Source organism: Streptomyces sp. NPDC004065, assembly GCF_044903565.1.
Taxonomy (GTDB): domain Bacteria; phylum Actinomycetota; class Actinomycetes; order Streptomycetales; family Streptomycetaceae; genus Streptomyces.
In genome coordinates this window covers 1-25,776 of the sequence record NZ_JBJDQT010000044.1, presented here as the reverse complement: position 1 = coordinate 25,776, position 25,776 = coordinate 1, and the positions used below count along the sequence as shown (strand labels likewise).

Sequence of the window (25,776 nt, the reverse complement as noted above, 5' to 3'; positions counted from 1 at the left end):
GGAGCAGCGGCCGACGACAACCAGCGAAGAGTCGGGAGCCTACGTGGCGGCAGGAGCTGAGTCCCGGGTAGAGCGGCCTCTTGTGTACGCGGTCGTGTTCTCCCGAGCTGACGAAGCAAAGGATCACGCGGCATTCTCCCCGTTGGTCGAGGAACAACTGGGTGTTGAAGCTGGTCTGACCGTCCCGCATAACCTTGATCGTGCGCTCGCACCCGCCCTATTCGGGCTGTGGTACTGCCTGCATTTGCCCAGCCGGCTGTCGGATCTTGTCGACGTCCCTGCGTGGGCGCTCAAAGCGGCGCAACAGGCCTACATGAATGCCCACCACATTCTGCTACTCCCGATTGATGCGTTCGATCGGGCAAGTTACAGCACCCTTGTCCAAGGGCGACAACCGGCGCTCGCCCTGTGTCCTGACAACCTCCTTGATGAGGCGCAGCAGCGCGCTAAGTCATTGGGGTTCGCCCTCCCCGCGACTCCATACTCGGCACTGTCCGACGACACTCTGCGCTCCCATTGGCAGGCCATTCATCGTCAATTCGCGCCAGATACCGAGGCACTGGGCAACGTGCCGATGCTCACGCAGCGTCTGGACTTGGCTCCTATCACCCTGCCCTACGACAGACTCGCACGGCAGATGGGGTGGCCTGACAGCCAACGTGGGGCCGCGGATCGGAACCGTGACGACTTGCTTCCGGATACCGCATACCGCCAAACGGTGTTAGCTGCGGTAGCCCGCCTTGAGCGAGAGCAAACGCCGAGGCCCGTTGCTGAACAGCGTATGCCGCAGGTGTTCAAAGAGGAGGCCGCGCGCCTGCGTGTTCCGGTAACCGTCGCGCTGCCCGGAGTCGCTCCTGCATACTCCCGCCGCGCCTACACAAGCGATCTGCGCCGACGCATACGCGCTCTAGATGTCAGCGACCAAAATGATACCTGGACAGCCCTTATGCATCAGCGGCCTGATGCTGAGGTAGAGCGCTCTGCGATCGAGTTCGTTACGACCCACCATGCTATTTCTACAGGCGGCGTGGGTCTAACGTTGCCTTCCATGCCGGCACAAGCCTTCACTGTGCTGGCTGAACTTGAAAAGCACTTCACCTCCACTAGGACCGCAGAGAACCCGCAGAGCGTAAGAAAGCTGCTTCACCGCCTGAATGACGTTGCTCAGCAAGTATGGAGCGAGAGTACGATCGAGACCATTAAGCGGGCTTCGAAGCTCACCGTCTTCTCCAACTTCCCGCTCGGGCTGCTAACTTTGCCCGGAGATACGGCGCCGCTCAGCGCACGCGTACCTATTGCCTACCGTCCTCTCCTCCCCCTGACTCGAAGCGTCACGTGGGAACTCGCGACTGCGACTCAGAGTTTCAGACTGCCCCATAAAATCCGAGTCTTGGTCGCGGAGTGCATACCCCCTAGTGACCCGGTGGGGAGAATCTCCCGTATCGGCTGGGACAGCACGGGAGAGGTCATCCAGATGGCGGGTGATGCCATCAGCTTCGAACGCGTCGAGGCTCTTAATATTGAGACCCTGCGTCGTACCGTGGCAGAGCACAAACCAGATTTCCTGGTCATCAGTGCCCACGGCAGACTTGTCGGCACGGCGGCGGCGCTTGCTATCGGTGAAGACGACACTTGTCTCTCACTCGGACTTGACACCGCTCCACCCGTCGTATTTCTCAGCGCGTGCCATACCGCCCCACGAGGAGCAGGGGTCGTGAGCGTAACGGACCTGCTGTTGCGTGAAGGAGTGATGGCTGTCCTAGGTACACAGGTGCCGGTACTAGTACATCGCAATGCCATGCTGATGGGGCGTCTGTTGGTGAACCTCGCAGAGGAACTCACCCGGCGTGGGGGGTCTCGACATGCCACGCTCCTCGATCTGTGGCATCACGTTCAGATGTCTAACACCGTCAACGATATTCTCAGCGGGAACCCTGCCCTTTACGCGTGGGCAACGAGCAGCGGCGCTAACACTGATCCAGTGATCACCGAGTTCATGACGAGTCGGTCCGTTGGACGAATCCGTCCGGCACACGTCTACGAGGATACCGAGCGCGTGCTGGGCGAGATGGCAGACGACCGTGGAATGGGCGCCAAGGTCCGTAACTGGTTCCGTAATCCTGGCTACATCCCTGAGTCACTCTTCTATTTGTTTGCTGGCCGTCCCGATCTAATTCACTTGCAGGACTTGGAGGGTTGGCGTCCGGCTTCTCCTGTGGTTCCCACGTAACGGATGGATACGAAGGGGATACTTATTTTCTAGCATCGGAAGGCTGTCGTAGGGCCGATGGGGGCTTTGTTGCAAAGCAGGGATGCGATGAGTGAGGACCGTAGAGACCGCAATGCTCGCAGTAATGAGACGGCTCAGACGAACAATGAGGCTAGCGGTGGCACCTTTCACGGTCCAGTAATCATGGGCGGGCAGGTTCAGTTTGCATTACCGCAGCAGGAAATCCGCAGCGGCACTCGACTGGGCGCGCACGCGTTCCGCACCACACGACCATGATCGACGATCGAGAACCCGACGCCTCACCGCCTACTGTGCACGAGCTCGTTAGGGAAGGGCCCGTATACCGAGTCGTTACTCTGCGGTCCCCGGACAACTCCGTTGCGGACCCGGCATGGGCAACAATGCCGCTGTCAAGCATGGAGTGGGCGCCCCGAGGAGTAGTAGTGGGAAGAGATCGCAGCGGCCGTAAAGGCAGAATCGCGCCTAATCAACAGGTGCCTGGTGAGGACACCAGCCGGATAGTTGGCGTGTCAGTGTTTTTTGGACTCTTCGCGTGGGGCCTGGCCGATCTGACGCACAACTACTCGTGGGTGGCGCTGGCTGTGCTGCTTACGGCTGCATGGGCCCGGGAGGCCAGCGCACGCAACCGTGTTGTGGCAGCGTGGAACCGGCGCGTAGTGGCCGATGCGGCGATCGGCATGAGCGGCGCGGCGTCCCCCGCCTATTGCACGGACGCCAAGTTCGATGACGGAACTGTTGTCGGCCTGGCAGTACCCGTATACACGGGTGGCTTCCATTTTTTCGCGGAGAGCGGCGGTTTCCACCAGTTTCCGCCGGTGGAGATCGTCAAGATCGACCGGAGCTTGCCGCACAACCGCATTCGGATCACCACAACCAGCACCGTATGGCGGACGATCGTGATAGACCCGCAGAGCTGGAACATCAGGGCGTGGGAGTTCCTCAAAGATCGGAAAGCCTACCGGGAAGACCAGTAGGCGCACCACAAACTGGCAGTTCACGACGGAGAGTTGCACGGTTGTGCGTCCTGCGGGCAGGTAGCGGAAGCCACGTCAGCACGTGCGCCCTTGCCGTGATCGGCTACACCATGGCAAGGGAATGCCATCACCCACCAAGCAGCAGCCTCCAGTGCGGGAGGCCTCCCGGACGTCCCTTCCGCTGTTGGCAGGTCGACGATCCTGCCGGCCAGGCGGGAAGCGGCTCGGCCGATCGGAGACGAGATCGAGCAGCGTAACCGCGGCCCACTGGCTTAGTCGGTCCCTTTGTGGGGTATCGGACAGCGAGGTCCCTGCATGCCGACGTAAGTGGACCTCCGCTGACGAAGTGCAGTTGCGGGGGCTTCCATGTGCTCGGCTGCATCATCGGGGCTCTGGCGCACCTGCGTCAGAGCCCCGAGCAAGTGACCAGTGTCGCGTCAACGGTCTGTGCACACGTAGCAACTTGACGTAGGGTCACCTCATGCCAGGAGAAGAGCTACATGAGGCCGGTGCCGATGGCGCAAGGCGCGCCAAGGAGTGGCTTGAAGCCACAACGCGCGTCAAAGCGGCGTGGACCAACACAGACCCCATGTGGAAACGGCGCATGACTTTCAAATGGCCGTCAGGGAAGAAGACCCCCTTCTCGCTGGATCTCGGCGGCATCCTCTGCGGCGGAGAATTTGATAATGCATACTTTATGGCGGAGTGCAAGAAATATTCTGCGCCGAGAGATCAGGGAACAGCGTACCTGAGCTACCTTGCCAAGTGTTACGTAATCATGAGCCAGCAGCCTGGAGCGGTTGACCATTTCATGTGGATCACCTGGTCACCGTTTAACGTGACCGACTGGGATAAGTTGCTGACTGGTGAATGGGTAAGGCAGGGTGTCGAGAAGCACGGTGAAGATATTTTCGGGGAGTATGCCCCGTCCGAGTTGGGTGCTCTGATCGACTCAGAGGTAGTTGCTTCAGTCACAGAACGACTCTGGATGATAGTGCTCTCGGACAAGCAGGAGAAGCTTGTGATTACTCGGCAGCATCGAGCGCTCATTCAGAAGTACGATGTGCTGGAGGGCGTCCGATGAACAGCTCTGAGTATGCAAGCGCTGTGCACGCCGCTCTTGAGGAGCCAGATCCGCGGAATGCTGTTCATCGAATTAAGAGCATCGTTGCGGACGAGCTGGCAAACACTGACTCTAGGGCCACGGTCAAGAAGACCGATTTTTTCAATCATAGCTTTGCCCCAGATCTCGTGCTTTCCTGGCCCGGAGAAAGTGAGCGTCTGGTTTTCCTGAAGTCGGACACGCGGCCTGCTGTGCTGCGAGAAGACGTGAATGCCATCCGGGACAAGAATCCGATTGTTTTCGCCCTCGATCAGCTGGGAGATTTTACTCCTACATGGAGTTCGGGAGTTCCAGATGATGACACGCTCGTTGCCGACATTGAAGGAATGGAAGTACTGATCCGGAGCCGCCGAAGCGATCCTGTCGTTGGTCTGGCGTCCAGCGCAATTCTGCAAGGTGGACGCGGATTGCTCAACGAGTCCGCAGCAGAAAACGTAGCATCGAGCGTGTCTCGCGGTTTTAGTGGCGCGCAAGTACTTGACGCTGCGGCAACTCAAGGAGCCGTAGCTCAAATCGCTGGTCATTTCGACCGGCGACGTTCATCTCGATTGCTGCGATTCCTCAGTGCCGTGTGGGTGGGTTCCGGCGGTACCCCGGCTAGTTTTCCAGGCGAGCACGACGTTACTGGCGACCTGGACAGCGCTGCCTTGGAGTTCCTTCTCGGATTGCCTCCAATTGAGGATCAGGAATTTTGGCGCAGAATCGGCCGGTCTTTGACTTTGGAATCGCTCGCTAGTCTAAAATTGGAGTATGACTCTCAGAACCTGCAGTACGTGGTAGGTGCGAACCTGGATGTTCTTCATGCGCGTGCGTGTCGGATTCATGAACGCCAACTGGAGCTTGGGGAAGACCGAGGATCAGGTTTCCGTTGGTCCCTAGATCGTGAGCTGTTGTGTCTCCGTGGGTCGCGCAATATCGCCTACTTCGCGGCCAAGTCAGAGGATCTAAAAGTCGAGGCAGAGGAACAGGATGGCATCACGCTTCAAGAATTGCTGCGGCGTGCCGATTCGGTCCGTATCCCTATTAGTGAACTCGAACTGGCTACTCCTACGCGCACTGTCTCTTATGCTACAGTGAATCGCGACGACATTTCCCACGATCAGGAATTGATTCAGCTTTCAGAGACGTTTAGCTCGATGGCTCGGGTAAAAAGTGCTGTTGCCACCCTGATGGGGTCGCGCCCGCTCATTTGCGACTTCCCTTCTCGTACAGGCAAGGCCCGGACGGCTTCTAAGTTCCCACTCGGGGTTTTTGCCCCGATCGCGCTGTCGCTCCTGACGGAATTGTCAAGCTCGGAGAAAAGAAGTCTGGACGAGGTGGCTCGACTTTACTCATACCAAGTCGACACTCAGCCGGGACTTTTCGATATGGACAGGCTCGGGGCGCCGAGCGCTGTGACCACGCTCAGCGAAGTCGCGGATGAGGGCGGAGAGTAGGCGCATGGCTGACGGCTTGTGTGAGCGTGCCTGAGAGAGACGCTCGGTCGGCACTCGTTACTTGGCTCCGCTGTGGGTACGGTCGAGGTCGTGTCCGGCGCGCGTTGGGTTGGTCACCCATAGGCGTGCGCTGGTTGATCGCGCGCGACTAGGGGAGCTGGTACGGGCATGGCGGTTGACGCTGCTCGGTTGGATGAGGGGTTCACGTCGGCGGGGGCTGCGCGGGTGATGAGTGCCGCGTGCCGGGCGATGGGGCTAGATGGCAGAGGCGCTGAGCTGATCCGTCTCGGGGAGAACGCGTTGTTTCGGCTGGCCTCAACGCCAGTGATCATGAGGGTCGCTCGCGGTGAGGAGTACCTGCCCAAAGCGCGAACCGAGGTGGGCGTGTCGCGGTGGCTGTCTGCGGAGGGCTTCCCGGCTGCGCGCATCGTCGAAGATCTGGAGCAACCACTCATGGTCCAGGGCCATCCGGTGACCTTCTGGCACCTCATTGTGGAAGGTAACCGGAAGGCTACATATGGGGAGCTGGGGAGCATCCTGCGGGGCTTGCACTCGATGACCGTGCCCGAGGGGCTGGTGTTGCCTTCGTTCGATCCCTTCGACAAGCAAGAGCTGCGGATCAGCCGGGCTGCGATCCCGGAGGAGGACAGGGTCTTCCTGCGGAAGCGGTGGCGTGAGCTGCGCGATCAGTTCCGGGAGCTGAGGTTTGAGACTCCCAGAGGGCCGGTGCACGGTGACGCTCACGTGCAGAACCTCATGGTGAACGAGCGGAACGAGGCGGTCCTGATCGACTTCGAGGCCTTCTGCTTCGATCATCCCGAGTGGGACCTGATGGTCACCGCCACGGAGCATCACAGTCTTGGGTGGCAGACCGATGAGCAGTACGCCGACTTCGTGCGGGCGTATGGGCGGGACCTGTACGACTGGGACGGGTACGACACGCTTCGGCGGCTGCAAGAGTTCGGCATGACGACGTGGCTCATGCAGAACGTGCAGGAGGATCAGGAGACGGCGGAAGAGTACCGCCGGCGTATCGCTGCCCTGCGCCACGATGATGCGCCGCGTGACTGGCGTCCGCGGTAGCCGCTACTCGTCCTCGTCGTCCAGGCGGGCCAGTGCATCGGTGACCCGCTCGTTGAACGCCACCACAGCACGGTTGTCCGCGTGCGCGCTGACCTCTGCCTGGAAGTCGGTGACGTAGCGCTGGAAGCGGGAGGACTGGAGGGAGTCGCCGTGGTCGACGGCGAGGCTGGCTGTGGTGATGGCGGCTTCCAGGTCGCCGGTCAGTAGTTGGCTCTGGGCGAGCACCATGCGGCAGAAACCGAGGGTTCGGGCGTATTGCGGGTCGGTGCTGTCGACGGCGCGCTGTGCGTGCTCGACGGCTTCGCGGCGCATCTTCAGGTCGCGGAAGCAGTGGCAGAACTCGCCCAAGAGTTCAGCTTCGTCGAAGTAGCTCAGCCATGCGGGGTCGTCGGTGGTGTCGGCTTGCTCGAAGTGTCGTTCGGCTTGGTTCATGGCGTGGCCGGCCCCAGTGCGGTCGCCTGTGTTGGACAGGGCGCGGGCTTCCATGGCCCAGTAGTTCGCCATGGCGCGTGGGGTGGCTCGGCCTTTGGCTCCCTCGATGGCGGCGCGGGCCAGCTGGATGGCTTGGGTGTGGTTGCCCAGGTAGTTGGCCTGGTGGCTGAGGTTGCCGAGGATGCGGGCGCCGAACATGCGGTCGTCGATGACCTGGGACAGGCGCAGTGTGGAGGTGAGGTAGCGGTGCGCGAGTCGGTGGTTTCCGACGTCGTACGCGGTCCACGCGAGCAACTGGGAGACCTCGGCGGCGGCGCTGAAGAGCGCGTGGCCCACCTTCTCGCTGTAGCTGGCGCTGAGCAGGGGCAGGACTTCGTGGCGGAAGTAGTGGCGTAAGGCTCGGTGGCCATGGCCTCCGCCGTACTTGAAGTCGAGCTGCATGAAGGTGGCGGCTGCGTCTCTGATCGCGCGCACGTCTCGCATGCCGACACGTTGCTGGGCGGGTTGCTCGGCCTGGATGCCGTCGGGTCGCGCGATCATCCATGACAGGACTGTGGCGCTGAGATCTGCGTCCGCTACGACCAGGCGATCGGTCACTGCGGCTTCGGCGCGCTCCTGGGCGAGTCCGTCCAGCATGGACAGCACGTCGGGGACTGTGCTCGGGTAACCCATGGGCTCGGGCGCGGTCCGCTGGGTGTGGTCGAAGAAACCAAGGTCGCCCGGTGTGATCCGGCGCCCCAGCTTCGAGCTGAGGACGTCCGCCATGATCGCGGCTGTCTGCGGTTGGATACCTGCGCCGTCCCGCCATCGCTGCACTGAGACGTGTGTTGTCCCCAGACTGATACCTCGCTGATCTGCGGCGTCCTTCATCCGCTTGGCAAGGCCCTTGTTCGAGACCTTCGCCTCGTCCATGACTGCGATCAGCTGCGCGTTCGGCTCTCGGTTCATGCTCCCCTGCCAACCCGAGAATGACGGCGAGTGTTCATCGTGTCACAGCAGACTCGCTTTGGGGGGTTCATTGGTGAACCCCCTTTGCCTTTGCCGGTGTTCACGTGAACTCCCTGGTGAACGCTCCCGGTCGCGCGTGCTGGGCCGTGTACTGGCTTGCGTGATGCAACCGGCGCCGATCGAGCCGCCACAGGCTCTCGGAAGGGGACGTGATGGATGCGGGCAAGACCGAGTGGCTGGCGCGTGAGCTGGACGCATACGCCCACTGGTTCGTGGCGCCGGCTCCCTCCGCCGACGGGCACTTCCTGACGCTCACGCTGTTCGCCGAGTTCGACGACACGGCGCGCATGGCACGCGATATGACGGTGGTCTTCCTGCGGGGAGCTGGTGCCGATGCTGTCGTGGACGACGCGCGGCTGGTCGTCTCGGAACTCGTCGGCAACGTGGTGAACCATGCCGTGCCGGATCGCCACCTTGCGCAGGCGGGCGGCTGCCGACGCATCGACGTGACCTTCAAGCTGTGGCCGAAGTGGCTCTTCATCGGTGTCACCGACGAAGACTCGACACCGCCGCTGCTTCCTGCCGGAGAGGCGTTCTCCCCGGGACTGGTGGGTGAGCTGGCCGAAGCGGTACTGCCCGACTCGGGCCGTGGCCTGCTCATCGTTCAGCGACTGGCGGCAGCGGTCTGGTGGTCACAGGAAGCACGGGGCGGCAAGACGGTCTGGTGCCGCTTCGACCTGGACGGCGGAGCAGGTGAGAGTCCGCACTGATGATTTCCGGGGCGCCGCCCTGTCCACTCCTTCGCGATCAGGAGTCGGCGGTGACCCGGAAACCGGCCGGAGCCTGACCCCTCCGGCCACGGAGCGCGGTCCCTCGCGGTCATGCCCACCGGGTCCCCCGCCCGGATGAGGGGTCGCGCTCCACAACCCCATACCGAGACCGGGCCACCCCCTCAGCCCTGGAAAGCAGAAGGGTGGCCCGGCAGGGGACGCAGCGGTCCCCGGTGCCTCATGGTACCGGGGCCGCTGCGCTGCGTCGCTTCTGGCCCTTACAGCAAGCGAGCTGATGACGCGTTAAATGCGATAGGGCTGAGGTGAATGCGCGTGACTGGCGCGGGTGAGGACTGGATCGGTGACGGCCTGGACGACATCGAGGGCACGGATGGAGTCCTGTGGGCACCCGGTGTCGATTACATCGCTGGTTGGCGCGCGGCTCGGGAGGCTGCTGACCGACTGAACCGGGCGCTTCTTGGTGCCGGCTTCGAGCTTTCGAGCGTCCGGGCGGTGGCTTCCACGGACGAAACGGGTCGTGGCGTCGTCCGGCTGGCGAGTTGGCTGGACGCTGTTGACCGGCTCGCTGCACTCCTGGAGTCGGCAGCATGAGCGGCGTCTTCGCAGGTGAGCGGCGCGCGTGGGCACGTCGTCGGCTGGAGAGACTTTGGGCGGGAGCTGCCATGGGGCGAGTGAACAGGGGGCCTTACGCTGGCCCGGCGAATCGGGCAGGCACTGGTCCTGCCCGCGTTTGTGCCCGATGGGCCCCCTGTTCTTCGAGGCTCGCCCCATGGTGGCTGCCTAAAGTCTCGGAGGCCGGCGACCCCCAGCCCACCACGCCCCGGCCCGCGACGGCCGGTCGACGCCTCGACTCCTCGGGCGTGCTGCGGTCTGGGGCGCCCGGCGACCGGACGGGACCGGCGTCCACGCCGCACGCCCGGCCGGGGCGGCCGGGCGACCCGGCGTGCCGAAGGCGCGCCCTTGAGGAAGTGAAGCGGGTTTCGACCGATGCCGGTTGCTGGTCAGGCGCGGGTGCGTCGTGCGGGCCGCTTGTCTGCGGTAATCCGGTAGGCGGCTTCGGCACGGTCTGCACCGATGCGCAGCTCTTCGAGGATCAGCGGGCGGTCGTCGGTGTCGTGCGTGACACGGGACATGTGCAGGATCGGGGTCGCGTCCGGGAGTCGCAGCGCGGTGCGCTCGTCGGGCAGCGGCATGCGGGCGCGTACCGTCTCGGTCCACGACAGCTTGTGTCCGTCCTGGGTGAGCAGCCGGTAGATCTCGGCTGGCTGCTTGCCCGGATCCTCCGCGAGCAGCGGAACGCTTTCGGCGACCTCGAACGGGATCAGTGTGCGGTGCATCGCGCGCGTCCCCGTGCTGGGGTCGACGAGCAGCCGGTCACAGCCGAACAGTGCCTCTTCCTCCCCGAGCTGGAGCAAACGGCCAGTGGCCTTGCTGGTGCGGGTGCGGTACGTGCTCGGCTCCTCAGCCTCCTCCCACACGTCCCCCTCGGGCATGGTGAATCGCCCGTCGGTGGTGTGGCTGATGCGTCGTTCGAGGGTGAGCGCCGGGTGGCCGTCGGAGCGTACGAAGCTGCCCTTGCCGTGGCGGACATCGATCAGGCCCTCCGCTCGCAGAGCAGCAATGGCGTTGCGGACCGTGGGGCGCGAGACGCCGTAGCGGGCCATGAGCTGTGCTTCGGACGGCAACAGGGAGTCGGGTGCGAACTCGCCCGACAGGATCGCTTCGCGGATTGCGGCGGCCACCTGCTGGTAGAGGGCTCCGGGACGCTGGATCTCCGACATCGGGTCATCTCCGGGTCGTGGTCGTAGGCACGTCGCACGCGCGACATCACTCGTCAGCATAAGTAGTTGCGCCCTCGCCGTACAGGGCTCCATAGTCGTAACTCGTTAGGACAAGTGACGTCAGAATCAGACTGACGTCTCGACTGGCCAGGGAGGCCACACACCATGCAGTCCATTCCCGTGGACACGGCGCGGCTCGGCGTACTGCGGTGCGCCATCGCGCCGGAAGCAAAGCTCAGCAACCCCGAGACACAGGAGGTGAAGAGGGACCGGGACGGCAACCCGGTCTGGACCGTAGCCGTCACCGTGCGGCAGGACGGCCGGCGGATCTCCGTCATCGAGATCGCCGTCAGCGGTCAGCCGAAGGGCATCGAGGAAGGGCAGATCGTCAAGGTCACGGGCCTGACGGCGTTCGTCTGGTCGATGGGTGACCGGCACGGCGTCAGCTTCCGGGCGGACGCGATCACGCCCGTGCACGGCGGCCCGGCACCCGCGAAGGGCGGTGACGCGTGATGGGACCGATCCTGTTTGCCTTCGCGCTCGCCGTGCTGGCGTGGCTGCTGGTCGTCGGCGACCTGGTACGGCGGCACCGGCCGGCCTGGCACTGGTACCTCCTCGGCTACCCGGCCACCGTGTGCCGGGTGATGTTCACCTGGCGCAAGGTCGCCATGCTCAACGACCTCGCCGTCTCCCGGCGCCCACCGCGCGGCCTGCTCGGCGACCTGGTGGTCAAGGGTGACCCTCTGCGGCCGGTGGCTCCGCGGATCTCCTTCCCGCGTGCCACCCGCATGGGCCTGACCGTGATCGTGCGCCTGTACGCGGGCCAGACCCCGGCCACGTACATGAAGGCGGCCGACGCTCTCGTGCACGCCTGGAAGGTCCATGCGGTCCGGGTAGCCTCGCCGGAACGCGGCTTGGTGTTGCTGACGGCGACGGCCACGGATCCGCTTCAGCGACCGGGCTTAGCCACGGCTCCAGCCGAACTCCTCTCGGCCTTGATCGGTGTCCTGGAGTCCGGTGGTGCGTGGGTGATGAACCTGCGGCTCGTCCCGCACTGGCTCATCGCCGGTGCCACCCGTTCCGGTAAGTCCACTCTGCTGGCACGGCTCATCACACAGCTCTCTGTGCAACCCGTGGCCCTGGTCGGCATCGACTGCAAGGGCGGCATGGAACTCGGCCTCTTCGCCGGGCGGCTCAGCGCGCTGGCCACCTGCCGCAGGGAGGCGGTCGCCGTGCTCTCCGCCCTGGTGGTCGACATGCAGGACCGGATGAGCACGTGCCGGTCCGCCGGAGTCCGCTCGATCTGGGAGCTCCCGGAGAAGCTGCGGCCGGTGCCCGTCGTCGTCATCGTCGACGAGATCGCGGAACTGTACCTCTCGGATGGCACCCGCGGGAGCAAGGCCGAAGCCGAACAGTGCTCCACGCTGCTGCTCCGGCTGGCCCAGCTCGGGGCCGCACTCGGCCTGCACCTGGTCGTCGCCGGCCAACGCGTCGGCTCCGACCTCGGGCCCGGCGTCACCGCCCTGCGGGCCCAGCTCGGTGGCCGCATCTGTCACCGCGTCAACGATCCCGGCACCGCAGAGATGACCTTGGGCGACCTCAACAAGGACGCCGTGGCCGTTGCTCAGTCGATCACAGCAGAGGAACGAGGCGTGGCCGTGTGCACAGGTCCGGACGGTGGCTGGAGCCGCGCCCGCTCCCACCTCACCCCCACGGACGAAGCCGTCTCCACAGCCCGGAAGTACGCAGCACTGACTCCGGAACTGCCCGTCATAGGCCGCGCCCTCGCGGTGCTGGAAGGAGACGACACGTGATCAGCGAAGGTACGGCATTCACGTTCGCGGTGATCTTCGGGATCATCACCGTCCTCCTCGTCCGCTCCCGTGACGTTCGCGCCTGGGAAGCGGTCTGCGTCGGCCTCTTCGGCCTCTACGTCGGACAGACCCCCGTGGTCTTCACCGTCCACGGTCTCGTCACCTGGCTGATCAGCGGTTTCTCCCACACCTGACCTGAGAAGGGAAACGCACGCCATGACCATGCGCCGCGTGAGGTGCCCCCACTGCAAGGGCGACGGAGCCCGCAAGACCTGGACCGGACGGCTGCGGCGCTGCCGCGTCTGCCGGGGAACCGGAACCATCCGCTGACCAACGAACACCGCGACCGACCACGCAAGAAGGGATCAGCCCATGGACAAGAGCGCGCCACCCATCACGCACCGTGCCGCTCCAGCGGCCCACCCTGGAAGGTCACCACCATCACCACGGAGTACACCCCGACCGACAGGCGCGCCGTCCTCGACCGCGCGGCGCGCCTGCGTCAGCTCCCCGAAGCAGACCGCGACACCATCCGCCTCGCCCAAGATCCCCAGTTCGCCCGCTGGCTGGAGCAGGTCACCGCAACCGGCGGCTGCTCCCACCCCGTCCACCTCTCCGGCTCCACCACCACCCTGGACACCAGAACCGGCGAGATCCTCCACCACTACGACACCCGCAGCGAACCCGGCGAACGTCTCCTGATCCGCTGCCGCAACCGACGCGCAACCGTCTGCCCCGCCTGCTCCCGACTCCACGCCGGAGACACCTTCCACCTCGTCCGCGCCGGCCTCCTCGGCGGCAAGAACGTCCCCGCCACCGTCCGCCAGCGTCCCCGGCTCTTCATCACCCTGACCGCCCCGTCCTTCGGGCCCGTCCACCGTGCCGGGGAACTCTGCCGCCCTCGTCGCCAACCCCTGTGCCCCGACTGCTACGACTACACAGGCCATGTGCTGTGGCACGCCCACGCCTCCAAGCTGTGGGACCGCTTCGTCATCGACGTCCGGCGGCGCCTGGCCTCCTCCGCCGGCCTCGTACAGTCCCACTTCGCCCACCACGCCCGGCTGTCCTTCGCACGCGTCGCCGAGTACCAGAAACGGGCGGCCGTCCACGTGCACGCCGTCGTCCGCCTCGACGGCCCCGGCGGACCGACCGACGAACCTCCGTCCTGGGGCACTGCCGACCGGCTCACCGACGCCGTACGCGCCTCCGCCCGGAGGGTTCTGGTTCACACCCCGTACAGCCCAGCCGTCGGTGAACTGGCTCTGTGCTGGGGCATCCAACTCGATGTCCGCCCGCTGTATGCCGACGGCGACGGACCCAGTGATGACGCTGTAGCCGCTTATGTCGCGAAGTACGTCACCAAGGGTGCGAGCGAGACAGGCGCTGGCACTGACCACAAGGTCACCACCTCGTCCGACATCGACACAGCACCCGTGAGCGGGCACGTCCGCGCTCTCATGCGCACGTGTTGGCGCCTCGGCGGTCTCCCCGAGTACGCGCCTCTGCACCTGCGCACCTGGACCCACACCCTCGGCTATCGAGGCCACATCCTGACCAAATCCCGGGCCTACTCCACCACCTACGCGGCACTACGCGCCGAACGCGCCCACCACGTAGGACACCTCGACGTACCCGACACGATCACGGATGCCCAGTGGCGCTACGTCGGCTCGGGCCACACCCCCGGAGCCGCCCTCATCGCGGCAGGAGTCGCCGTAGACCTCGCAGAGTGCCGGCGTCTCAGCGCCGATTCCAGGCAGCAGGGAGGTGGGGTCGATAACTCCTCTGCCTGAGCCTGATCCTGCGAACGACAGAGCTACGGGTCTGATCGAAAGCGAGATCGTGATCGTGGACGAGGACGGCACGGAAGAACCGTTCGACGCCGCTACATGGTTCGAGTGAGACGCGAAGCCGCCTTCCCTGAGCGAGGGGAAGGCGGCTTCGTCTTGCCCGGGCCTGGGATCAGATGGCTTGCGCGAAGTCGTCCTCTCGGATCACGAGACGTTCGCGCACGTCCTTCGGGATCAGGAGGCGGAGGTGCACCTTCGGGGCGCGGGCCTTTGGCACCTTCGTACGGGTGACCTCGCAGCGGATCCCGACCCGGTACAGGTCCGCGGACATTGCTTCCATGCCACCTTCCTGCCAGTGCTCACGGAACGTCTTCCCGCCGTGGACGTTGACCCAGCGGTCCTTCGCCGTCTCGGGGTCGATCGCTTCGAGCTCCCCGATGAGCTTGTCGAGCGTTGCCTCTGCCTGTTCCTTCGTGAACCGCGTCTTCGTGTACCGGCCTCCGGGTTCCAGCTCCTTCATATACAGGGCGATGGACTCCTGGAGACGCTTGATCTCCCTCCGCACCTCGGCACCCTCCGCGTACTGGCGAACCTCTACGGGGAAGTCGCCGAGGACCTTGAGTACGTCCTCCACCAGGCGCTCGTAGACCCGCTCGGGGTTGGGAGCTCCGAGTCCGCCGCTCTTGCAGTTGCGGCACCGTAGGTACTGATAGGTGCCGTACGTGTTGTTCGTGATCTGGACCGTCATGTTCGTCTTGCAGTCGGCGCACAGAAGGACGCCGAGGAACTGGGTCACTCCGCCGACACGGCGCGGGGGCTGGTTCTTCTTGCGCGTGTCGAGGGCAGCGCCGAGCGTTTCGAACTCCTCCTCGGTGAAGATGGCGGGAGCGACCTTGATCGGCCTGCCATCCTTGCCGAGGACCGGCTTCGAGCGCCGTTGTCCTCCGTTCTTGTCCTCCTCCACGCGGTAGCCGAGTAGCGCAGGGTTGCGGAGCCGGCGGAGCAGGGTCACCACGGTGAGCCCCTGACTCATGAGGCCGGACCGTTTCAGGCAGCGCACCATGAAACGGGCTGAGCGTCCTCGAAGCGCCATGTCCCGAGCCCAGTGCAGTGCCTTGTACGCCTCGGGGTCGATGGCGAGAACGACCTTCCCCGTGTCGTCCTCGTCCGTGACGTAGCCGTATGTCGGCTTCCCGATGATCCAGTCTTCCTGGGACTTCGCGTAGTCCCACAGACTCGTGACCCGGGTGGAGGTGTTGGCCGCTTCGATCTCGGCGATACCACCGATGATCGTGACCATGATCTTTCCGGCGGTCGTCGTGAGGTCAAGACTGTCGTTCTTCGAGACCAGGTTCTTCCCGCGCTTCAGGCTCCACTCGATCATCGTCGAGAGATCGGAGAGACGCCGTACGAAGCGGTCGAGCTTCCAGAACAGGATCTCGTCGAACTCGGGGGAGCGGTTGTTCAACCAGTCCCCGAGTTGCTTCCGCTTCCATGGCGGGACCTTCGTCGCCGACACGTTCAGGTCCGAAGCGACACCCACGACTCGGCTGCCGCGCTCCCTGGCCAGGATGCGGAGGTCGAGCTCCTGCCGCACCGGCGACGTCGTGTCGTCCGTCAGCACGGATAAGCGGATGGAGAGGAGTGCCCGGGGAGCGTCCTCGGGGAGCAGGGCCTCAGCCCGTTTCAACTCCTCCAGCAGCGCAAGGTCGGCTTCGGTCCACTCGGCTTCCACGCTGTAGGCCGCTCGATCTGCCGCGAGCCGCCGCTGTCCTCGTTTCCTCATGCCAGACAGCGTGGCGTAGGTCCTGGGCGGTTTTCAGTGTTTTTCCATATGCCCCGCCATGGACACCAGCATCCAGATCGGCCCCACCGGCAGGAAGCTGCTGCCGCTGACGGTCAAGAACTCCGCACCGGCGCCCGCCTCGGGCGGTCACGCGCACTGAGCCGCGGCCGGCGGCAGGGCGCTGACCGCCGTGCGGCGGCGCCGCGTTCGGGAGAAAAATCCCTTTTGTCGGCGGAACCGGGATCCAAGGAGCGGACTGCGGCGTCCTGGCCGGTATGAATGCCGACAAGCCGGTGACGGAACAGCGGGCGCCCGAGGGGTGCCTGACCGCGGCCGTCCGCATACCCGTGCGGATCGTGGCGCTCGTGCTGGTGCTGCCGGCACGGGTGGTGTGGGACGTGCTCGCCGCGGGCGCGCGCCGCGTGCGCGACACGGTGCTGCGGCCCCTGGGCCGGGCGCTGGCCCGGGCAGGGCGGGTGCTGGCCCGGGCAGGACGGGTGCTGTTCGTCCTGCCCCTGCGGGCGCTGTGGCGGTACGCCGTCGTGCCGGCGGGCCGGGCCCTCGTGTGGCTCGGCCGGCTGCTCGTCGTCGTACCGCTCGTATGGGTGTACCGCAGGGTGCTGACACCGGCCGGGCAAGCGCTGGCGTGGCTCGCGCGGTGGGCCGCACACGGCGTCGCGGTCGCGCTGGCGTGGCTGTACGCGCGCCTGCTCACGCCGGTCGGGCAGGTGCTCGCCCGGGTGCTCAGGGCGACCTGGTGGCTCGTGGCGGTGGTCGCCACGGGGATCGGCGCCGCGCTGTACTGGACCTGCCGGGTGCTGCTGGTCCTGCCCGCTCTCGCCGTGTGGCGCCGGGTGCTGGTTCCCGCCGGACGCCTCCTCGCCGCGGCCGGGCGGGAGGCCGCCGCCGCTCTCGGGTACGCCTGGCGGGTCGCGGGACGGATCTCACGTGCCCTCGGGCGCTTCCTGGGAACCCTTTTCGGGTGGATCGTCGTGGAACCGTCGCGATGGGTGTACCGGACCCTGCTCACCCCGGTCGGGCACGTCGTGCGCGACGCCCTGCTGCGGCCCGCCGCGCGGGCCGCGCGGGCCGTGCGGGAGGCCGTCCACCAGGCCCTCGAGCCGGTCCGGCACACGATCCGGCAGGCCCGGGCGGAGGTCCGGCGGGCGCTGTCCGGCGAGCCGGAGCGCCCGCTCCCGCCGGACCGGCGGGAACCTCCCGGCCCCGCGGCACGTACTCTTGGTAGCAGTAGGACCGCTCTCACGAAGGACTGAACGACACTGGGCAAGCGACAGCCCGAAGGCCCGCCGCCCGCACCCGCGGTGCAGCGCATCCGACTGCGCTACACCAAGCGCGGCCGCCTCCGGTTCACCAGCCACCGTGACTTCCAGCGCGCCTTCGAGCGTGCGCTGCGCCGCGCCGAGGTGCCGATGGCGTACTCGGCGGGGTTCACCCCGCACCCGAAGGTGTCCTATGCCAATGCCGCACCCACCGGCACGGGCAGTGAGGCGGAGTACCTGGAGATCGCGCTCACGGCGCACCGCGACCCGGAGCGCCTGCGCGTCCTCCTCGACGAGTCGCTGCCCGCCGGGCTCGACGTCGTCGAGGCGGTCGAGGCCCGTACGCCGGGACTCGCCGAGCGGCTGACGGCCTCCGTGTGGGAGCTGCGGCTGGACGGCGTCGACCCGGCCGAGGCCGAACGCGCGGTCGCGGCCTTCACCGGCGCCGGGTCCGTCGAAGTACAGCGCCTGACCAAGAACGGCATGCGCACCTTCGACGCCCGCCCCGCGGTCGTGAGCCTGCAGAGCGCGGCAACGCCTGGTACGGCGGCTGATAGGCCGAGCGACCGGCCCTGTGCGATACTGCGGCTGGTTGTTCGGCACGTGACGCCTGCCGTACGACCCGACGACGTCCTGTCCGGTCTTAGCGCCGTGGCCGACCTGGCGCCGCCGGTCCCCGCAGCGGTGACCAGGCTGGCGCAGGGGCTGTTGGATGAGGAGACCGGCGCGGTGACCGACCCGCTCGCGCCCGACCGCGAGGCAGCAGCGACCGAGCCGCACCCGGCCGGCGCGACTGCCGCCGCGAAGGCGCCGGCGTAAGGAAGGTCTCGGCGCAGGGACGGACGTCGAAGCGCCGCCCTCGTACTCGGGAGCCACCTGGGTCGGGCAGCGCACCGACCACAAGACTTTCGCCAGGCCGTGCACAACAAGGAGTACGGAACCGGCGAGACAGGACACAGAGAGCTCCCGTGTGGCGCCCGCGCCCCGGACGGCGGCTGTCGCGCACCGCGCGGCCGCGGACGTCAACGGCGCCGATCGACGCGATCGGCACCGGACCAGGCGCGGCGCCCGGGAGCCTGACGGGAGATACGCCCGCATGCTCGAACCGACCGAACCCGCCAAGGGTTCCGAAGAACTGAACACCCCCAGCGACACTCTGCCGCCGCGACGCCGGCGCCGTGCCGCGTCCCGCCCGGCGGGACCGCCCGCCGCCGAGACCCCGGCCACCGAGACCGCGCCGGCCATACCGGCCACGGGCCCCGCCGACCCCGCCGAGAGCGAGGAAGAGGCGGAGCAGGCCGCGCAGGCGGCCGCGAGCGCGGCAGGCGCCGAGCAGCCCGCCGAGGCCGCGCAGGCCCCGGTGACGGCCGAGCCCGCCCCCGCGCCGCGCACACGCCGCCGCGCCACGCGCCGCGTCTCCGCACCGGCCGGTGCGCCCAAGGACGCACCCGGCGAGGACGCCGCCGAGACCGTCGTACCGGCGGGCACCGCCGCCGACACCCCGGCCGCCGCCGAGCGGCCCGCCGAGGCCCCGGAGACCGTCGGGGCGTCCGCCGGCGACTCCGGCGACTCCGGCGACTCCGGTGAAGACGCCGCCCCGCGCCGCACCCGCCGCCGCGCCACGCGCCGTGTCTCCGCGCCGGCCGGCGCTCCGGCCGCGGAGGCGGCCGAGACGGTGCTGCCCGCCGAGGGCAAGGCCGCCCCGGAGGCCCCGGCCGGCACCGGTGAGGCCCCCGCCGAGGCGCCCGCCGCCCCCGCCGCTGCCACCGGAGCCGAGAGCGCCGAGACGCCCTCCGGTGCCCGTACACGGCGCCGCGCGACCCGCAAGGTGTCCGCACCCGCCGGCGCGCCGGAGCCCGCCGAGGCCGTCGCGCCCGTGACGGACGCCGGGACCGCCCCGCAGGCGGAGACCGCCGGGACCCCCGCCGCGCGGACGCCCGCCGCCGATCCGGCCGCCGGAATGCCCGCCGCCGAGGAGGCGGCTCCCCAGGGCCGTACGCGCCGCCGCGCCACCCGCAAGGTGACGGCGCCCGCGGGTGAGCCGGCCGCCGCGGAGACCACCGCCGTGGCCGCCCCGGAGCCCGTCGCCGAGGAGCCCGTGGCCGCGCAGAGCCGCCCGGAGGCCGAGGCGGGGCCCGCCGCGGCCGGCGCCGCCGAGGAGCCCGCCGGTGAGGAGGCCGGCCCGCGCCGCGCCCGGCGCCGGGCCGTACGGCGTGCCGCGACCGGGTTCGCCGAGCCCGCGCGTCCCGCCGCCGGGTCCGCCGTGGACACCGAGGGCGAGTCGCCGCGCCGGCCCGCGCGCCCCGCGGTCGCCGTGTTCCAGCCGCCCGTCTTCACCGAGCCGAAGTTCCAGACGCCCGAGCGGGCCGCCGCCGAAGCGGCCGCCGAGTCCGCCGGGGACCAGGAGGCGCCGGCCGGGGAGCCGTCGGCCGAGGAGCGGCCCGAGCAGACCGGCGAGCAGGGCGGGACGCGCCGCCGGCGCCGCCGTCGCGGCTCCGCCGAGGAGCCCGGGACGCAGGACGCCGAGACCCCGCGCGCCGCCGAGCCCGCCGAGTCCGAGGACGCCGAGGAGGACGCGGAGTCCGCCGAGGACGCCGTCGACGGCGAGGACGGCGACGAGGGCGGTTCGCGCCGCCGCCGTCGCCGCGGTGGCCGCCGCCGTCGCCGGGGCGAGTCCGCCGAGGCCGGCGACGAGGAGCAGGAGGAGACCGGCGAACTGGCCGCGGCCCAGGCCGCCCAGGACGCCGAGGACACCGCCGAGCAGCTCGAGGAGGACGAGGACGAGACGGCGGACGAGGACGACGCGTCCCGGTCCGCGGAGCGGTCCGGCGGGCGCGAGGACCAGCAGGGCGCCGGGAGCAGCAGCAGCCGTCGCCGTCGCCGGCGCCGCCGCAGGGCGGGGGACGGCGGTGGCGAGAGCGAGTCGTCCGCCGACGACCCGGAGCGCACCGTCGTCAAGGTCCGCGAGCCCCGCAAGCCCGCCGAGCCGTCCGACGAGGTGCAGTCCATCAAGGGCTCGACCCGCCTGGAGGCCAAGAAGCAGCGCCGCCGCGAGGGACGCGAGCAGGGCCGCCGCCGGGTGCCGATCATCACCGAGGCGGAGTTCCTGGCCCGCCGTGAGGCCGTCGAGCGCGTGATGGTCGTCCGCCAGAACGGTGAGCGCACCCAGATCGGCGTCCTCGAGGACAACGTGCTCGTCGAGCACTACGTCAACAAGGAGCAGTCGACCTCGTACGTCGGCAACGTCTACCTCGGCAAGGTGCAGAACGTGCTGCCGTCGATGGAGGCCGCCTTCATCGACATCGGCAAGGGCCGCAACGCCGTCCTGTACGCCGGCGAGGTCAACTTCGAGGCCCTCGGCCTCTCGGGCGGCCCCCGCCGCATCGAGACCGCGCTGAAGTCCGGGCAGTCCGTGCTCGTCCAGGTCACCAAGGACCCGATCGGGCACAAGGGCGCCCGGCTCACCAGCCAGGTGTCCCTGCCGGGCCGCTACCTGGTGTACGTCCCCGAGGGCTCGATGACCGGCATCAGCCGCAAGCTGCCCGACACCGAGCGGGCCCGGCTGAAGTCCATCCTCAAGCGGATCGTCCCCGAGGACGCGGGCGTCATCGTGCGCACCGCCGCCGAGGGCGCGAGCGAGGACGAGCTGCGCCGGGACGTCGAGCGGCTGCAGTCGCAGTGGGAGGACATCCGCAAGAAGTCCAAGAACGGCAGCGCGCCGACGCTGCTGTACGGCGAGCCCGACATGACCGTGCGGGTCGTGCGGGACATCTTCAACGAGGACTTCTCCAAGGTCATCGTCAGCGGTGACGAGGCGTGGGAGACCATCCACGGATACGTCTCCCACGTGGCCCCGGACCTGGCGCCGCGGCTGCAGCGCTGGACGAGCGAGGTCGACGTCTTCGCCACGTACCGGATCGACGAGCAGCTCGCCAAGGCGCTGGACCGCAAGGTCTGGCTGCCGAGCGGCGGTTCGCTGGTGATCGACCGGACCGAGGCGATGGTCGTCATCGACGTCAACACCGGCAAGTTCACCGGCCAGGGCGGCAACCTGGAGGAGACGGTCACCAGGAACAACCTGGAGGCGGCCGAGGAGATCGTGCGCCAGCTCAGGCTGCGCGACCTCGGCGGCATCATCGTGATCGACTTCATCGACATGGTCCTGGAGTCCAACCGCGACCTGGTGCTGCGCCGCCTGCTGGAGTGCCTGGGCCGGGACCGTACGAAGCACCAGGTCGCCGAGGTGACGTCGCTGGGCCTGGTCCAGATGACCCGCAAGCGGGTCGGCCAGGGCCTGCTGGAGTCCTTCTCCGAGACCTGCGTGCACTGCAACGGCCGCGGCGTCATCGTCCACATGGAGCAGGCGACGGCCGGCGGGCAGGGCGGGGGCAAGCGCCGCAAGCGCGCCCGCGCCGGTGCCGAGCAGCCGCACGAGCACGAGGCCGTGGCCGTCGAGGTGGCCGTGCCGACCGCCGAGGAGGAGGCGGAGAGCGAGGCCGAGGAGGCCGTCGCCGGGATCGCCGAGGTCGTCGAGGTCGCCGCGCAGCCGGCCGCCGAGCCGCTGTCGGACGGCTTCGGCCCGGACGAGGAGCTGTACAGCAGCGTCGCCGAGGCGGAGGCCGCGGCCGGCCGTGGCCGGGGCCGGCGCCGGGCGAGCCGCCGGGCGTCCGCTCCCGCGGGCGCGCCGAAGGGGCACGCCGACGGGGGCGCCCCGGCCGCGCCCACCGCGCAGGAGGCCGCGCGCCCGGTGCGTCCCGAGCCGGCCGCCGAGGCGCAGGCCGAGCCCGTGGCCGCCGAGGACCCGGTCGTCCCCGCGCCGGCCGCCCCGGACGAGGCCGCGACCGCGGCCCCGGCCGAGGCTCCGGCCGCCGAGGAGGCCGCTCCCCAGGGCCGTACGCGCCGCCGCGCGACCCGCAAGGTGTCGGCGCCGGCCGGTTCGCCCGCCGGGGCGGAGGCGGCCGTGGTGACGGTGCCCGAGGCCGCGTCTCCGGCGCAGGAGACGGCACCCGAGCCCGAGCCCGAGCCCGAGGCTGAGCCGGCCGTGCCGGCCGCCGAGGCTCCGGGCGGGGAGCCCGGGGCGAGCGCCGCCCCGGCGCGGCCGCGCCGCCGTGCCGTGCGCAGGGCGACCGCGCCGACCGCGTCCGAGGAGGCGGCCGTGGTCGTCGTACCGGCGGGCACGGAGGCCGGGGCCCAGGTGCCGGGCACCGAGGCGGCCGGGACCGCTGCGTCCGACGAGAGCGGCACGGCCGCCGGCGAGGGCGCCGAGGAGCCGGCCGAGGCCGGCGCCGAGGCCGCTCCGGCCAAGAAGATGGCCCGCAAGGCCGCCAAGAAGGCGACGGCGAAGAAGGCCGCCACCAAGAAGACGGCGGCCAAGAAGACTGTCGCGAAGAAGGCCACGGCCAAGAAGGCGGCGAAGACCGCCAAGACGGCCACGGCCGCCAGGAAGTCGGTGTCGAAGAAGACCGCGGCCGCGCAGCAGTCGCTGTCCTCCGTGTCGGCCCCGGCCGACGAGAGCTGATCCGCCGGCACCGTGCGGCCCCCGTCCCCCGCGGACGGGGGCCGCACGGCCGCCGGGGCCGGCCGGCTCCGGCGGCGGGGGACTCGCGCGGGGCCCGGTTTGACCCCTGTGCGGCGGGCCCCGTACCCTAGACCGTCGGCGTGTCACTGAGCGCGCCACATCCCCGTAAACCTCTTCCTCCCGGGCACAGGGCTGGCCGGGAGAGGTCGTCCGCGTGTCGGGTGGCTGGCCTGCGGGGGTGCCGTTTCCCGAGCGAGAGAGTGAGATCCGCGTGTACGCCATCGTGCGCAGCGGTGGTCGCCAGCACAAGGTTGCTGTCGGCGACATCGTTGAGGTTGACAAGATTTCCACTGCCAAGGTTGGCGACACGGTCGAGCTCTCGACCCTGCTCGTTGTCGACGGCGACGCTGTGACCAGTGACCCGTGGGTGCTGGCCGGCATCAAGGTCCAGGCCGAGGTCGTGGACCACCACAAGGGCCAGAAGATCGACATTCTGCGCTACAAGAACAAGACCGGCTACCGCCGTCGGCAGGGCCACCGCCAGCAGTACACGGCGATCAAGGTCACGTCGATCCCCACGGCCGCGAAGTAAGGGACTGAACTGAGATGGCACACAAGAAGGGCGCATCGTCCACCCGGAACGGTCGCGACTCCAACGCCCAGCGGCTCGGCGTGAAGCGCTTCGGCGGTCAGGTCGTGAACGCGGGTGAGATCCTGGTCCGCCAGCGCGGCACCCACTTCCACCCGGGCGCCGGTGTCGGCCGCGGCGGCGACGACACGCTGTTCGCGCTGCAGGCCGGTGCGGTGGAGTTCGGCACCAGCCGTGGCCGCAAGGTCGTGAACATCGTTCCGGTCGCCTGAGTCGCCTGATTCGACCTGAATCCCAGGGCTCAGACCGAGCGTTTCGCGAGGCGGACCTCACTTCCCGGGCGGGAAGGCGGGTCCGCCTTTCGCGTGTTACAAGCAGTAATCCTTGACTTGTCCGAATTTTCTGGAGGCACCGCACCATGACCACCTTCGTGGACCGCGTCGAGCTGCACGTCGCCGCGGGTAACGGGGGACACGGCTGTGCCTCCGTCCACCGTGAGAAGTTCAAGCCGCTCGGCGGCCCGGACGGCGGCAACGGGGGGCGCGGCGGCGACGTGATCCTCACCGTCGACCAGTCCGTCACCACGCTGCTGGACTACCACCACTCCCCGCACCGCAAGGCCACCAACGGCAAGCCCGGCGAGGGCGGCAACCGCTCCGGCAAGGACGGCGAGGACCTCGTCCTGCCCGTCCCGGACGGCACCGTGGTGCTGGACAAGGCCGGCAACGTGCTCGCCGACCTGGTCGGCCACGGCACCTCCTACGTCGCCGCACAGGGCGGCCGCGGCGGCCTCGGCAACGCGGCGCTGGCCTCCGCCCGGCGCAAGGCGCCCGGGTTCGCGCTGCTGGGCGAGCCGGGGGACCTCCAGGACATCGTCCTGGAGCTGAAGACCGTCGCCGACGTGGCACTCGTGGGCTACCCGAGCGCCGGGAAGTCCTCGCTGATCTCGGTGCTGAGCGCGGCCAAGCCGAAGATCGCGGACTACCCCTTCACGACCCTCGTGCCCAACCTGGGCGTGGTCACGGCCGGTTCCACCGTCTACACCATCGCCGACGTGCCCGGTCTGATCCCGGGCGCCAGCCGGGGCAAGGGCCTGGGTCTGGAGTTCCTCCGGCACGTCGAGCGGTGCAGCGTGCTCGTGCACGTACTGGACACGGCGACCCTGGAGTCCGACCGCGACCCGCTCTCCGACCTCGATGTCATCGAGGAGGAGCTGCGGCAGTACGGCGGGCTCGACGACCGGCCCCGCATCGTCGTCCTGAACAAGATCGACGTCCCCGACGGCAAGGACCTCGCGGAGATGGTCCGGCCCGACCTCGAGGGGCGCGGCTACCGTGTGTTCGAGGTGTCGGCGGTGGCCCACACCGGACTGAGGGAGCTGTCGTTCGCCCTCGCCGAGCTGGTCGCCCGGGCCCGCGCCGCGCGGCCGAAGGAGGAGGCGACGCGCATCGTCATCCGGCCCAAGGCCGTGGACGACGCGGGCTTCACGGTCACCCGCGAGGACGAGGGGCTGTACCGCGTCCGCGGCGAGAAGCCCGAACGCTGGGTGCGCCAGACCGACTTCAACAACGACGAGGCCGTCGGCTACCTCGCCGACCGGCTGAACCGCCTCGGTGTCGAGGAGGAGCTGATGAAGGCCGGCGCCCGGGCCGGCGACGGCGTGGCCATCGGCCCCGAGGACAACGCGGTCGTCTTCGACTGGGAGCCGTCGGTCATGGCCGGCGCGGAGATGCTCGGCCGCCGTGGCGAGGACCACCGCTTCGAGGAGCCGCGCCCGGCCGCCCAGCGCCGCCGCGACCGCCAGGCCGAACGCGACGAGTCCCAGCAGGAGTACGACGGCTTCGAGCCCTTCTAGATCCCGAGGGCGCCCCGGGCAGGCATCCCTGGCCGGCACCCCGAGCAGGTGCCCCCGGCCGGCACCCCGAGCAGGCGCCCCCGGCCGGCGCCTCGGGCACAGCGGAAAGGCGGGCCCCGGAGACTTCCTCCGGGGCCCGCCCCTCATGCGTTCCCGCGCCGCCGTCAGACGCCGCCGTCAGACGCCGGCGTCGGTCAGCTCCGCGTCGACGTAGGAGCGCAGCCACTTCTTGAAGTCGGGGCCCAGGTCCTCACGTTCGCACGCGAGCCGGACGATGGCACGCAGATAGTCGCCGCGGTCGCCGGTGTCGTAGCGGCGGCCCTTG

20 protein-coding genes and 1 pseudogene are annotated in these 25,776 nt (G+C 68.4%); 17 read left to right on the top strand and 4 right to left on the bottom strand.

Going from position 1 to position 25,776, the window contains the following annotated elements; all coding sequences use genetic code 11:
• The first annotated feature begins 82 nt into the window (after nucleotides 1-82).
• The 5 genes from ACI2LW_RS31850 to ACI2LW_RS31830 all read left to right on the top strand — a co-directional run bounded on the left by ACI2LW_RS31850 (nucleotide 83) and on the right by ACI2LW_RS31830 (nucleotide 6,867).
• The gene (locus ACI2LW_RS31850) at nucleotides 83-2,230 is read left to right on the top strand and encodes a CHAT domain-containing protein (protein ID WP_404734734.1); all 2,148 of its coding nucleotides are present in this window, start codon (nucleotides 83-85) and stop codon (nucleotides 2,228-2,230) included.
• Between the two features lie 443 nt (nucleotides 2,231-2,673).
• Entirely contained in the window at nucleotides 2,674-3,225 is a 552-nt protein-coding gene (locus ACI2LW_RS31845) for a hypothetical protein (protein WP_404734733.1), read from the top strand.
• 481 nt (nucleotides 3,226-3,706) lie between these two features.
• The gene (locus ACI2LW_RS31840) at nucleotides 3,707-4,309 is read left to right on the top strand and encodes a hypothetical protein (RefSeq protein WP_404734732.1); all 603 of its coding nucleotides are present in this window, start codon (nucleotides 3,707-3,709) and stop codon (nucleotides 4,307-4,309) included.
• Nucleotides 4,306-5,784, top strand: a complete 1,479-nt coding sequence (locus ACI2LW_RS31835; RefSeq protein WP_404734731.1) for a hypothetical protein — start codon at nucleotides 4,306-4,308, stop codon at nucleotides 5,782-5,784. The genes ACI2LW_RS31840 and ACI2LW_RS31835 overlap by 4 nt, the downstream gene beginning before the upstream one ends.
• 168 nt (nucleotides 5,785-5,952) lie before the next feature.
• Nucleotides 5,953-6,867 carry an aminoglycoside phosphotransferase family protein gene (locus ACI2LW_RS31830; RefSeq protein ID WP_404734730.1) on the top strand — a complete coding sequence of 305 codons (915 nt, stop codon included), beginning with the start codon at nucleotides 5,953-5,955 and terminating at the stop codon, nucleotides 6,865-6,867.
• A 3-nt stretch (nucleotides 6,868-6,870) separates the two neighbouring features.
• Here the strand turns inward: ACI2LW_RS31830 and ACI2LW_RS31825 are convergent, their stop codons facing one another.
• Nucleotides 6,871-8,247 carry a sporulation protein gene (locus ACI2LW_RS31825; RefSeq protein ID WP_404734729.1) on the bottom strand — a complete coding sequence of 459 codons (1,377 nt, stop codon included), beginning with the start codon at nucleotides 8,245-8,247 and terminating at the stop codon, nucleotides 6,871-6,873.
• Nucleotides 8,248-8,459: 212 nt separating this feature from the next.
• Here ACI2LW_RS31825 and ACI2LW_RS31820 point away from each other — a divergent pair, with 212 nt between their 5' ends.
• Both ACI2LW_RS31820 and ACI2LW_RS31815 read left to right on the top strand, forming a co-directional pair.
• Nucleotides 8,460-9,017 carry an ATP-binding protein gene (locus ACI2LW_RS31820; RefSeq protein WP_404734728.1) on the top strand — a complete coding sequence of 186 codons (558 nt, stop codon included), beginning with the start codon at nucleotides 8,460-8,462 and terminating at the stop codon, nucleotides 9,015-9,017.
• Between the two features lie 333 nt (nucleotides 9,018-9,350).
• Complete coding sequence (locus tag ACI2LW_RS31815) at nucleotides 9,351-9,629, top strand: hypothetical protein (protein WP_404734727.1); 279 nt, start codon at nucleotides 9,351-9,353, stop codon at nucleotides 9,627-9,629.
• Between the two features lie 410 nt (nucleotides 9,630-10,039).
• On the opposite strand, the gene ACI2LW_RS31810 is transcribed toward ACI2LW_RS31815, so the two are convergent.
• Nucleotides 10,040-10,819, bottom strand: a complete 780-nt coding sequence (locus ACI2LW_RS31810; protein WP_404734726.1) for a GntR family transcriptional regulator — start codon at nucleotides 10,817-10,819, stop codon at nucleotides 10,040-10,042.
• 165 nt (nucleotides 10,820-10,984) lie between these two features.
• Here ACI2LW_RS31810 and ACI2LW_RS31805 point away from each other — a divergent pair, with 165 nt between their 5' ends.
• The 4 genes from ACI2LW_RS31805 (at nucleotide 10,985) to ACI2LW_RS31790 (ending at nucleotide 14,426) form a co-directional block, all read left to right on the top strand.
• The gene (locus tag ACI2LW_RS31805) at nucleotides 10,985-11,332 is read left to right on the top strand and encodes a hypothetical protein (RefSeq protein WP_030171365.1); all 348 of its coding nucleotides are present in this window, start codon (nucleotides 10,985-10,987) and stop codon (nucleotides 11,330-11,332) included.
• Nucleotides 11,332-12,633 (top strand): FtsK/SpoIIIE domain-containing protein, encoded by a 1,302-nt coding sequence (locus ACI2LW_RS31800; protein ID WP_404734749.1) that lies wholly within the window; start codon nucleotides 11,332-11,334, stop codon nucleotides 12,631-12,633. Before ACI2LW_RS31805 ends, ACI2LW_RS31800 begins: the two co-directional genes overlap by 1 nt.
• On the top strand, nucleotides 12,630-12,827 hold the full coding sequence (locus tag ACI2LW_RS31795) for a hypothetical protein (RefSeq protein WP_404734725.1): 198 nt from the start codon (nucleotides 12,630-12,632) through the stop codon (nucleotides 12,825-12,827). Before ACI2LW_RS31800 ends, ACI2LW_RS31795 begins: the two co-directional genes overlap by 4 nt.
• Before the next feature lie 303 nt (nucleotides 12,828-13,130).
• Entirely contained in the window at nucleotides 13,131-14,426 is a 1,296-nt protein-coding gene (locus ACI2LW_RS31790) for a replication initiator (protein ID WP_404734748.1), read from the top strand.
• A 169-nt stretch (nucleotides 14,427-14,595) separates the two neighbouring features.
• Here the strand turns inward: ACI2LW_RS31790 and ACI2LW_RS31785 are convergent, their stop codons facing one another.
• The gene (locus ACI2LW_RS31785; RefSeq protein WP_404734747.1) at nucleotides 14,596-16,158 is read right to left on the bottom strand and encodes a recombinase family protein; all 1,563 of its coding nucleotides are present in this window, start codon (nucleotides 16,156-16,158) and stop codon (nucleotides 14,596-14,598) included.
• A 326-nt stretch (nucleotides 16,159-16,484) separates the two neighbouring features.
• On the opposite strand from ACI2LW_RS31785, the gene ACI2LW_RS31780 reads away from it, so the two are divergent.
• The 6 genes from ACI2LW_RS31780 (at nucleotide 16,485) to obgE (ending at nucleotide 25,451) form a co-directional block, all read left to right on the top strand.
• Nucleotides 16,485-17,483 (top strand): hypothetical protein, encoded by a 999-nt coding sequence (locus ACI2LW_RS31780; RefSeq protein ID WP_404734724.1) that lies wholly within the window; start codon nucleotides 16,485-16,487, stop codon nucleotides 17,481-17,483.
• A gap of 48 nt (nucleotides 17,484-17,531) precedes the next feature.
• Nucleotides 17,532-18,308, top strand: a complete 777-nt coding sequence (locus tag ACI2LW_RS31775) for a TIGR03936 family radical SAM-associated protein (protein WP_404734723.1) — start codon at nucleotides 17,532-17,534, stop codon at nucleotides 18,306-18,308.
• 277 nt (nucleotides 18,309-18,585) lie between these two features.
• Complete coding sequence (locus tag ACI2LW_RS31770) at nucleotides 18,586-23,007, top strand: Rne/Rng family ribonuclease (RefSeq protein ID WP_404734722.1); 4,422 nt, start codon at nucleotides 18,586-18,588, stop codon at nucleotides 23,005-23,007.
• Nucleotides 23,008-23,278: 271 nt separating this feature from the next.
• The gene (rplU, locus tag ACI2LW_RS31765; protein WP_009188585.1) at nucleotides 23,279-23,599 is read left to right on the top strand and encodes a 50S ribosomal protein L21; all 321 of its coding nucleotides are present in this window, start codon (nucleotides 23,279-23,281) and stop codon (nucleotides 23,597-23,599) included.
• Between the two features lie 14 nt (nucleotides 23,600-23,613).
• Nucleotides 23,614-23,868, top strand: a complete 255-nt coding sequence (gene rpmA, locus ACI2LW_RS31760) for a 50S ribosomal protein L27 (protein ID WP_030051735.1) — start codon at nucleotides 23,614-23,616, stop codon at nucleotides 23,866-23,868.
• A 146-nt stretch (nucleotides 23,869-24,014) separates the two neighbouring features.
• Nucleotides 24,015-25,451 carry a GTPase ObgE gene (gene obgE / locus ACI2LW_RS31755; protein WP_404734721.1) on the top strand — a complete coding sequence of 479 codons (1,437 nt, stop codon included), beginning with the start codon at nucleotides 24,015-24,017 and terminating at the stop codon, nucleotides 25,449-25,451.
• Between the two features lie 177 nt (nucleotides 25,452-25,628).
• On the opposite strand, the pseudogene ACI2LW_RS31750 reads toward obgE, so the two are convergent.
• Nucleotides 25,629-25,776: pseudogene (locus ACI2LW_RS31750) on the bottom strand (UTP--glucose-1-phosphate uridylyltransferase); the annotation flags it as partial.

Coding starts and splice junctions, on each gene's coding strand:
- ACI2LW_RS31770 (WP_404734722.1), top strand. CDS start 18,586: ATGCTCGAACCGACCGAACCCGCCAAGGGTTCCGAAGAACTGAACACC.
- ACI2LW_RS31800 (WP_404734749.1), top strand. CDS start 11,332: ATGGGACCGATCCTGTTTGCCTTCGCGCTCGCCGTGCTGGCGTGGCTG.
- obgE (WP_404734721.1), top strand. CDS start 24,015: ATGACCACCTTCGTGGACCGCGTCGAGCTGCACGTCGCCGCGGGTAAC.
- ACI2LW_RS31825 (WP_404734729.1), bottom strand. CDS start 8,247: ATGAACCGAGAGCCGAACGCGCAGCTGATCGCAGTCATGGACGAGGCG.
- ACI2LW_RS31835 (WP_404734731.1), top strand. CDS start 4,306: ATGAACAGCTCTGAGTATGCAAGCGCTGTGCACGCCGCTCTTGAGGAG.
- ACI2LW_RS31780 (WP_404734724.1), top strand. CDS start 16,485: ATGAATGCCGACAAGCCGGTGACGGAACAGCGGGCGCCCGAGGGGTGC.
- ACI2LW_RS31810 (WP_404734726.1), bottom strand. CDS start 10,819: ATGTCGGAGATCCAGCGTCCCGGAGCCCTCTACCAGCAGGTGGCCGCC.
- ACI2LW_RS31840 (WP_404734732.1), top strand. CDS start 3,707: ATGCCAGGAGAAGAGCTACATGAGGCCGGTGCCGATGGCGCAAGGCGC.
- ACI2LW_RS31830 (WP_404734730.1), top strand. CDS start 5,953: ATGGCGGTTGACGCTGCTCGGTTGGATGAGGGGTTCACGTCGGCGGGG.
- rpmA (WP_030051735.1), top strand. CDS start 23,614: ATGGCACACAAGAAGGGCGCATCGTCCACCCGGAACGGTCGCGACTCC.
- ACI2LW_RS31805 (WP_030171365.1), top strand. CDS start 10,985: ATGCAGTCCATTCCCGTGGACACGGCGCGGCTCGGCGTACTGCGGTGC.
- ACI2LW_RS31820 (WP_404734728.1), top strand. CDS start 8,460: ATGGATGCGGGCAAGACCGAGTGGCTGGCGCGTGAGCTGGACGCATAC.